Annotated in this window: 14 protein-coding genes and 1 pseudogene; all 15 read right to left on the reverse strand. The window is 68.0% G+C overall.

The annotated features are described in order from the left end of the window. Positions 1-6: 6 nt before the first annotated feature. A complete protein-coding gene (gene rpsE, locus Q1N79_RS02310) occupies positions 7-612 on the reverse strand; it encodes a 30S ribosomal protein S5 (RefSeq protein ID WP_300603609.1) in 606 nt (201 codons plus the stop codon). 31 nt (positions 613-643) lie between these two features. Further along, a complete protein-coding gene (rplR, locus tag Q1N79_RS02315; RefSeq protein ID WP_300603611.1) occupies positions 644-1,060 on the reverse strand; it encodes a 50S ribosomal protein L18 in 417 nt (138 codons plus the stop codon). 2 nt (positions 1,061-1,062) lie between these two features. Beyond that, complete coding sequence (gene rplF, locus Q1N79_RS02320) at positions 1,063-1,599, reverse strand: 50S ribosomal protein L6 (RefSeq protein ID WP_300603614.1); 537 nt, start codon at positions 1,597-1,599, stop codon at positions 1,063-1,065. 15 nt (positions 1,600-1,614) lie between these two features. Next, entirely contained in the window at positions 1,615-2,013 is a 399-nt protein-coding gene (gene rpsH, locus Q1N79_RS02325) for a 30S ribosomal protein S8 (protein ID WP_300603617.1), read from the reverse strand. Between the two features lie 64 nt (positions 2,014-2,077). After that, complete coding sequence (locus tag Q1N79_RS02330; RefSeq protein ID WP_300603620.1) at positions 2,078-2,263, reverse strand: type Z 30S ribosomal protein S14; 186 nt, start codon at positions 2,261-2,263, stop codon at positions 2,078-2,080. A 3-nt stretch (positions 2,264-2,266) separates the two neighbouring features. Further along, positions 2,267-2,830, reverse strand: coding sequence for a 50S ribosomal protein L5 (gene rplE / locus Q1N79_RS02335; RefSeq protein ID WP_300603623.1), 564 nt, complete (start codon positions 2,828-2,830; stop codon positions 2,267-2,269). Continuing rightward, positions 2,830-3,156 carry a 50S ribosomal protein L24 gene (gene rplX, locus Q1N79_RS02340; protein WP_300603626.1) on the reverse strand — a complete coding sequence of 109 codons (327 nt, stop codon included), beginning with the start codon at positions 3,154-3,156 and terminating at the stop codon, positions 2,830-2,832. The genes rplE and rplX overlap by 1 nt, the downstream gene beginning before the upstream one ends. Next, complete coding sequence (rplN, locus tag Q1N79_RS02345; RefSeq protein WP_145852118.1) at positions 3,156-3,524, reverse strand: 50S ribosomal protein L14; 369 nt, start codon at positions 3,522-3,524, stop codon at positions 3,156-3,158. Before rplN ends, rplX begins: the two co-directional genes overlap by 1 nt. Before the next feature lie 40 nt (positions 3,525-3,564). Then, on the reverse strand, positions 3,565-3,873 hold the full coding sequence (rpsQ, locus tag Q1N79_RS02350; RefSeq protein WP_300603629.1) for a 30S ribosomal protein S17: 309 nt from the start codon (positions 3,871-3,873) through the stop codon (positions 3,565-3,567). Next, positions 3,870-4,130, reverse strand: a complete 261-nt coding sequence (gene rpmC / locus Q1N79_RS02355; RefSeq protein ID WP_300603631.1) for a 50S ribosomal protein L29 — start codon at positions 4,128-4,130, stop codon at positions 3,870-3,872. Before rpmC ends, rpsQ begins: the two co-directional genes overlap by 4 nt. Continuing rightward, positions 4,130-4,549 carry a 50S ribosomal protein L16 gene (rplP, locus tag Q1N79_RS02360; protein WP_300603633.1) on the reverse strand — a complete coding sequence of 140 codons (420 nt, stop codon included), beginning with the start codon at positions 4,547-4,549 and terminating at the stop codon, positions 4,130-4,132. Before rplP ends, rpmC begins: the two co-directional genes overlap by 1 nt. 3 nt (positions 4,550-4,552) lie before the next feature. After that, positions 4,553-5,374, reverse strand: coding sequence for a 30S ribosomal protein S3 (gene rpsC / locus Q1N79_RS02365; RefSeq protein WP_300603637.1), 822 nt, complete (start codon positions 5,372-5,374; stop codon positions 4,553-4,555). After that, entirely contained in the window at positions 5,374-5,724 is a 351-nt protein-coding gene (gene rplV, locus Q1N79_RS02370) for a 50S ribosomal protein L22 (RefSeq protein WP_300603640.1), read from the reverse strand. The genes rpsC and rplV overlap by 1 nt, the downstream gene beginning before the upstream one ends. A 17-nt stretch (positions 5,725-5,741) precedes the next feature. Further along, positions 5,742-6,020, reverse strand: coding sequence for a 30S ribosomal protein S19 (gene rpsS / locus Q1N79_RS02375; protein WP_300603643.1), 279 nt, complete (start codon positions 6,018-6,020; stop codon positions 5,742-5,744). Between the two features lie 13 nt (positions 6,021-6,033). Then, positions 6,034-6,195 (reverse strand): annotated as a pseudogene (locus Q1N79_RS02380) (50S ribosomal protein L2); the annotation flags it as partial.

Here is a 6,195-nt window from a genome sequence, read left to right on the forward strand (position 1 = left end):
CCCTTGTTACGTGCCGGCCGTTGCCGCGGCACGCGCCTGCAGCATCGCCTTCGGCGCCACGTCCTCGATCGGCAGGCCGCGCTTGGCTGCGATCTCCTCGGGGCGGCTCAGCGACTTCAGCGCGGCCACGGTGGCGTGCACCACGTTGATCGGGTTGGACGAGCCGAGTGAGCGGGACAGCACGTCGCTGATCCCCGCGCACTCAAGGACAGCCCGCACCGGTCCGCCGGCGATGACACCGGTACCGGGGCTGGCCGGCTTGAGCAGCACCACGCCCGCCGCCGCCTCGCCCTGCACGGTGTGCGGGATCGTGCCGGCGATGCGCGGAACCCGGAAGAAGTGCTTCTTGGCCTCTTCGACGCCCTTGGCGATCGCCGCGGGCACCTCCTTCGCCTTGCCGTAGCCGACACCGACCATGCCGTTGCCGTCGCCCACCACGACGAGCGCGGTAAAGCTGAACCTGCGGCCACCCTTGACCACCTTGGCCACGCGGTTGATCGTAACCACGCGCTCGAGGTAGACCGCCTGCTTCTCGGCCGTGCCGCCGCGCCGGTCTTCGCGGCGCTCACGCCGCTCGCCGCCGCCACCGCCGCGCCGCGGAGCTGCTGGCATTAGCTGTTCCTCCTCATAATCTTGACCGGCATCACAGTGCCAGCCCCGCTTCCCGCGCGCCGTCGGCGAGGGCCGCCACGCGCCCGTGGTACTGGTATCCGCCGCGGTCGAACACCACGGCGGTGATGCCGGCGCTCTTGGCACGCTCGGCGATAAGCGCCCCGACCAGCCTGGCCTTGGCGGTCTTGTCTCCCGTCACCGACCTGATGCCCGCGTCCAGGGTGGACGCGGACGCCAGGGTGTGGCCGACGGTATCGTCGACGATCTGCGCGAACATGTGCCGCGCGGACCGGTTCACGACCAGCCGCGGCCGGGCGGCGCTGCCGGCGACCTTCTTCCGCACCCGCAGGTGGCGCCGGACTCGGGCGCGAGTCTTGGCGGTCGTGCGCGGTCCCACCAGCCCGGTGGCGTACTCGCGCGACGACCTTTTGGCCTTGGTCCTAGACATGACTACTTACCAGCCTTCCCGACCTTGCGGCGGATCACTTCGCCCTGGTAGCGCACGCCCTTGGCCTTGTAAGGGTCGGGCTTGCGCAGCTTGCGGATCCGCGCCGCGGTCTCACCCACCAGCTGCTTGTCGATGCCCTCGACCACGAACCTGGTCGGCGTCTCGACGCGGAAGGTGACTCCATCCGGGGGGGTGACAAGCACCGGGTGGCTGAACCCCAGCGAGAACTCGAGGTCCTCACCCTTGGCCTGCACACGGTAGCCAACACCGACGATCTCCAGGGTCTTGCTGAAACCCTGGGTGACGCCGGTCACCATGTTCGCGATCAGCGTGCGGGACAGGCCGTGCAGCGCGCGGACCTTGCCCTCGTCGCTTGGCCGGGTAACGCGGATGACGCTGTCTTCCTGCACCACGGCGATCGGCTCGGCGACCTTGAGCGCCAGGGTGCCCTTGGGCCCCGTGACGGTGACCGCCTGGCCGTCGATGGCCACGTCCACGCCGCTGGGGATGGGCACGGGGAGACGTCCGATACGTGACATTCCTGCTGCCCTCCCTTACCAGACGTAGGCGAGTACTTCCCCGCCCACACCGTTCTTCTTGGCCTGCTTGTCGGTCATCAGCCCGCCGGACGTCGAGATGATCGCGACGCCGAGCCCGCCGAGCACCCGTGGCAGGTTGTCCTTCTTTGCGTACACCCGCAGACCGGGCTTGGAGACCCGCTTGATCCCGGCGATCGAGCGCTCCCTGGCGTTGCCGTACTTGAGCGTGATCACGAGGCTCTTGCCGACTTCGGCCTCCTCCACGCGCCACGCCGCGATGTAGCCCTCCTGCTTGAGGATCTCGGCGATGTGCGACTTGATCGTGGAGTAGGGCATGCGCACGGTGTCGTGATACGCCGAGTTCGCGTTGCGCAGACGGGTCAGCATGTCCGCGATTGGGTCGGTCATTGACATGGCCTGATGGCCTTCCTCGCCGTGGTTTCCCGACCGCCGTGGGCAGGACCTGCGGCGTTCGTTGTTACCAGCTGGACTTGGTGATGCCGGGCAGTTCGCCCCGGTGCGCCAACGTGCGGAAGCAGATGCGGCACAGGCCGAACTTCCGGTACACGGCACGTGGCCGGCCGCAGCGGGTGCACCGCGTGTAGGCGCGGACGGCGAACTTCGGCTTGCGGTTAGCCTTGGCGATCAGCGACTTCTTCGCCACCGGTCAGCCCTCCTTGAACGGGAAGCCAAGTCGCCGCAGCAGCGAGCGGCCCTCGGCGTCGTTGGTTGCCGTGGTGACGATCGTGATGTCCATGCCCCGCTGCCGGTCAACCTTGTCCGGGTTGATCTCGTGGAACACCACCTGCTCGGTCAACCCGAACGTGTAGTTCCCTCGCCCGTCGAACTGCTTGTCTGACAGGCCGCGGAAGTCGCGGATGCGCGGCAGCGCGATCGACAAGAGCCGGTCGAGGAACTCCCACATCCGGTCGCCGCGCAGCGTGACGTGCACGCCGATCGGCATGCCCTCGCGCAGCTTGAACTGGGCGATGGACCTCTTTGCCCGCGCCACGGCTGGTTTCTGCCCGCTGATGGCGGTGAGGTCCCTGACCGCACCGTCGATCAGCTTCGCGTCCCGCGCCGCCTCGCCGACGCCCATGTTCACGACGATCTTGGTCAGCCGGGGAATCTGCATCACGTTGCCGTACCCGAACTCATCCTTCAGGGCAGGGGCGATCTCGATCAGGTACTTCTCCCTGAGCCGCGGCCGTGCCGGCGCCTCGGTCGCCATCAGACTTCCTTCCCGCTCGGGCGGAGGACGCGAACCTTCTTGCCGTCCTCGTTGACCTGGTAACCCACCCGCGCCGGACGCCTGGTCTCCGGGTCGACCAGCTGCACGTTGCTTACATGGACGGATGCCTCCTGGGTGGTGATGCCGCCCTCCTTGATGCCGGTACCGGTCACGGCGCGGTTGGTCACCTTCTTGTTCTTCTTGACCATGTTCACGCCCTGCACCAAGACACGCTGCTTGTCCGGATACACCGCGATGACGGTCCCGCTAGCACCCTTGTCCTTGCCGGCCACGACCACGACGTGGTCGCCCTTCTTGATTCTCATCACAGCACCTCCGGCGCCAGCGAGATGATCCGCATGAACCGCTTCTCCCGCAGCTCCCGGCCGACCGGGCCGAAGATGCGGGTGCCACGCGGATCCCCGCCGTCCCTGATCAGGACGGCGGCGTTCTCATCGAAGCGGATGTAGGAACCGTCCGCGCGGCGTCGCTCCTTGCGGGTCCGCACGACGACCGCCTTGACGACGTCGCCCTTCTTGACGCCAGCCCCGGGCAGCGCGTCCTTCACGGTCGCCACGATGACGTCACCGATGCCCGCGTATCGCCGGCCGCTGCCGCCGAGCACGCGGATACACAAGATTTCCTTCGCGCCCGTGTTGTCGGCGACCTTCAGCCGCGACTCCTGCTGGATCACGTCAACTCCTCTGGCCTTAAATCCTTGCCCCGGCCCTTACTTACTTCGCCTTCTCCAGGATCTCGGCCACACGCCACCGCTTGGTGGCCGACAGCGGCCGGGTCTCCATCAGCAGCACACGATCGCCGACGCCACAGGCGTTCTTCTCGTCGTGTGCCTTGTACTTCTTCGTACGGCGCATGACCTTGCCGTACTTGGGGTGCTTCACGCGGTCTTCCACGACGACGACGACGGTCTTGTCCATCTTGTCGCTGACCACGTATCCCTCACGGGTCTTGCGGTAGCCGCGCGCGTGCACCTCGGTGCCTGCGGCGGCTGCCGCCTCGGCCGGTGTCGGTGTCGTGCTCACTGCTCAGCGCCTCCCTCGACGTCCGCTGGTACGTCCTCCTCGACGTCGGTGATGATGCCGAGCTCGCGTTCCCGCATCACGGTGTAGATGCGGGCGATCTCCTTGCGCACGGCGTGCAGCCGGCCGTGGCTCTCCAGCTGGCCGGTGGCGCCCTGGAACCGCAGGTTGAACAGCTCCTGCTTGGCTTCGGCCAGCTTGCTGCTCAGCTCCTCCAGGGAGGAAGAGCGCAGCTGCGCGGCGGTCAAGCCCTTAGCCATCAGGCTTCACCCACCTCTCGCTTCACGATCTTGCACTTCATGGGAAGCTTGTGGATCGCGCGGCGCAGCGCCTCGCGGGCCACCGGCTCCGCCACTCCCGACAGTTCGAACATAACCCGGCCCGGCTTCACGTTGGCGATCCACCATTCCGGCGAGCCCTTGCCTGAGCCCATCCGCGTCTCGGCAGGCTTCTTGGTCAGCGGGCGGTCCGGGTAGATGTTGATCCACACCTTGCCGCCACGGCGGATGTGCCTGGTCATCGCGATACGCGCCGCCTCGATCTGGCGGTTGGTGACGTAGGCGTGCTCAAGAGCCTGGATCCCGTACTCGCCGAACGCGACCCTGGTTCCGCCGGTGGCCATGCCGGTCCGGTGCGGACGGTGCTGCTTGCGGTGCGCGACCTTGCGCGGAATCAGCATCGATCAGCCCTCCCCTGTGGTCGCGGGCTGCGGCTCCGCCGTCGGTGCGGCGGACCGCTCGGGGCGCTCGGGCCGCTCGGGGCGCTCGGGGCGACCGTCGGGACGGTCGGTGCGGCGGCGGCGCTGCGTCTGCTGCGGCCGGCCGGCGCGCTGCTGAGCGGCACGCAGCGCGGCCTGCGCCGCCTCGCGGCCGGCCCGGGTCGGGGCCGCGTCGCCGCGGTAGATCCACACCTTCACGCCGATCCGGCCGAACGTCGTCCGCGCCTCGTAGAAGCCGTAGTCGATGTCCGCGCGCAGCGTGTGCAGCGGCACCCGGCCCTCCCGGTAGAACTCCGAGCGCGACATCTCCGCGCCGCCGAGACGGCCAGAGCACTGCACCCGGATCCCCTTGGCGCCGCCCTTGATCGCGCTCTGCATCGCCTTGCGCATCGCGCGGCGGAAGGAGACACGGCTGGATAGCTGCTCGGCGACGCCCTGCGCCACCAGCTGGGCGTCAACCTCGGGGTTCTTCACCTCAAGGATGTTCAGCTGGATCTGCTTGCTGGTCAGCTTCTCCAGGTCGCCGCGGATCCGGTCGGCCTCGGCGCCGCGCCGCCCGATCACGATGCCAGGGCGTGCCGTGTGGATGTCCACGCGCACCCGGTCCGTGGTCCGTTCGATCTCCACCTTGGAGATGCCTGCCCGCTCCATGCCGCGCTGCAGCATGCGCCGGATGGCCACGTCCTCGGCGACGTAGTCCTTGTACTTCTTCTCCGCGTACCAGCGGCTCTTGAAGTCGGTGGTGATGCCCAGGCGGAACCCGTGCGGGTTCACTTTCTGTCCCACTAGCGGTTCCCTCCCTCGCTGTCGTCGGAGACCACGACCGTGATATGGCTCGTTCGCTTGTTGATCCGGTACCCGCGACCCTGCGCGCGGGGCCGGAAGCGCTTGAGCGTCGGACCCTCGTCGACCCACGCCCGGCGCACCCAGAGCATGCCCCGGTCGCGCCCGCCGATCTGGTCGGCGTTAGCGATCGCGCTGGCAAGCACCTTGCCGACCGGCTCGCTGGCAGCCTGCGGCGAGAACTGCAGAACCGCCTGTGCCTGCTCGGCGGGCAGCCCGCGGATCAGGTCCACCACACGGCGGGCCTTCCGTGGCGTGACGCGCACGTAGCGCGCCTTAGCCCTGGCTTCCATGGTGTTCCCTTTCAGGCTTATCGCCGGCTGCGCCGGTCTTCCTTGACATGGCTGCGGAAGGTCCGCGTGGGAGCGAACTCGCCGAGCTTGTGGCCCACCATCGACTCGGTGATGAACACCGGGATGTGCTTGCGGCCGTCGTGTACGGCGATGGTGTGACCCAGCATCGCCGGCACGATCATGGACCGCCGGGACCACGTCTTGATGACGGTCTTGGTGCCCCTCTCGTTCTGCACGTCCACCTTCTTCATCAGGTGGTCGTCGACGAAGGGGCCCTTCTTAAGGCTACGAGGCATTACAGGCTGCTCCCTACCGCTTGTTCTTGCCGCGGCGGCGGCTGATCAGCCGGTCACTGGGCTTATGCGCCCGCCGGGTACGGCCTTCCGGCTTACCCCACGGGCTGACCGGGTGGCGACCGCCAGAGCTCTTGCCCTCGCCACCGCCGAGCGGGTGGTCGACCGGGTTCATGGC

The organism is Trebonia sp. (assembly GCF_030042015.1).
Classification (GTDB): Bacteria; Actinomycetota; Actinomycetes; order Streptosporangiales; family Streptosporangiaceae; genus Trebonia.

Excerpts from the sequence above, each read along its gene's own strand:
- rpsE (WP_300603609.1), bottom strand. The coding sequence starts at position 612 with ATGCCAGCAGCTCCGCGGCGCGGCGGTGGCGGCGGCGAGCGGCGTGAG.
- rplR (WP_300603611.1), bottom strand. The coding sequence starts at position 1,060 with ATGTCTAGGACCAAGGCCAAAAGGTCGTCGCGCGAGTACGCCACCGGG.
- rplF (WP_300603614.1), bottom strand. The coding sequence starts at position 1,599 with ATGTCACGTATCGGACGTCTCCCCGTGCCCATCCCCAGCGGCGTGGAC.
- rpsH (WP_300603617.1), bottom strand. The coding sequence starts at position 2,013 with ATGTCAATGACCGACCCAATCGCGGACATGCTGACCCGTCTGCGCAAC.
- rplE (WP_300603623.1), bottom strand. The coding sequence starts at position 2,830 with ATGGCGACCGAGGCGCCGGCACGGCCGCGGCTCAGGGAGAAGTACCTG.
- rplX (WP_300603626.1), bottom strand. The coding sequence starts at position 3,156 with ATGAGAATCAAGAAGGGCGACCACGTCGTGGTCGTGGCCGGCAAGGAC.
- rpmC (WP_300603631.1), bottom strand. The coding sequence starts at position 4,130 with ATGGCTAAGGGCTTGACCGCCGCGCAGCTGCGCTCTTCCTCCCTGGAG.
- rplP (WP_300603633.1), bottom strand. The coding sequence starts at position 4,549 with ATGCTGATTCCGCGCAAGGTCGCGCACCGCAAGCAGCACCGTCCGCAC.
- rplV (WP_300603640.1), bottom strand. The coding sequence starts at position 5,724 with ATGGAAGCCAGGGCTAAGGCGCGCTACGTGCGCGTCACGCCACGGAAG.
- rpsS (WP_300603643.1), bottom strand. The coding sequence starts at position 6,020 with ATGCCTCGTAGCCTTAAGAAGGGCCCCTTCGTCGACGACCACCTGATG.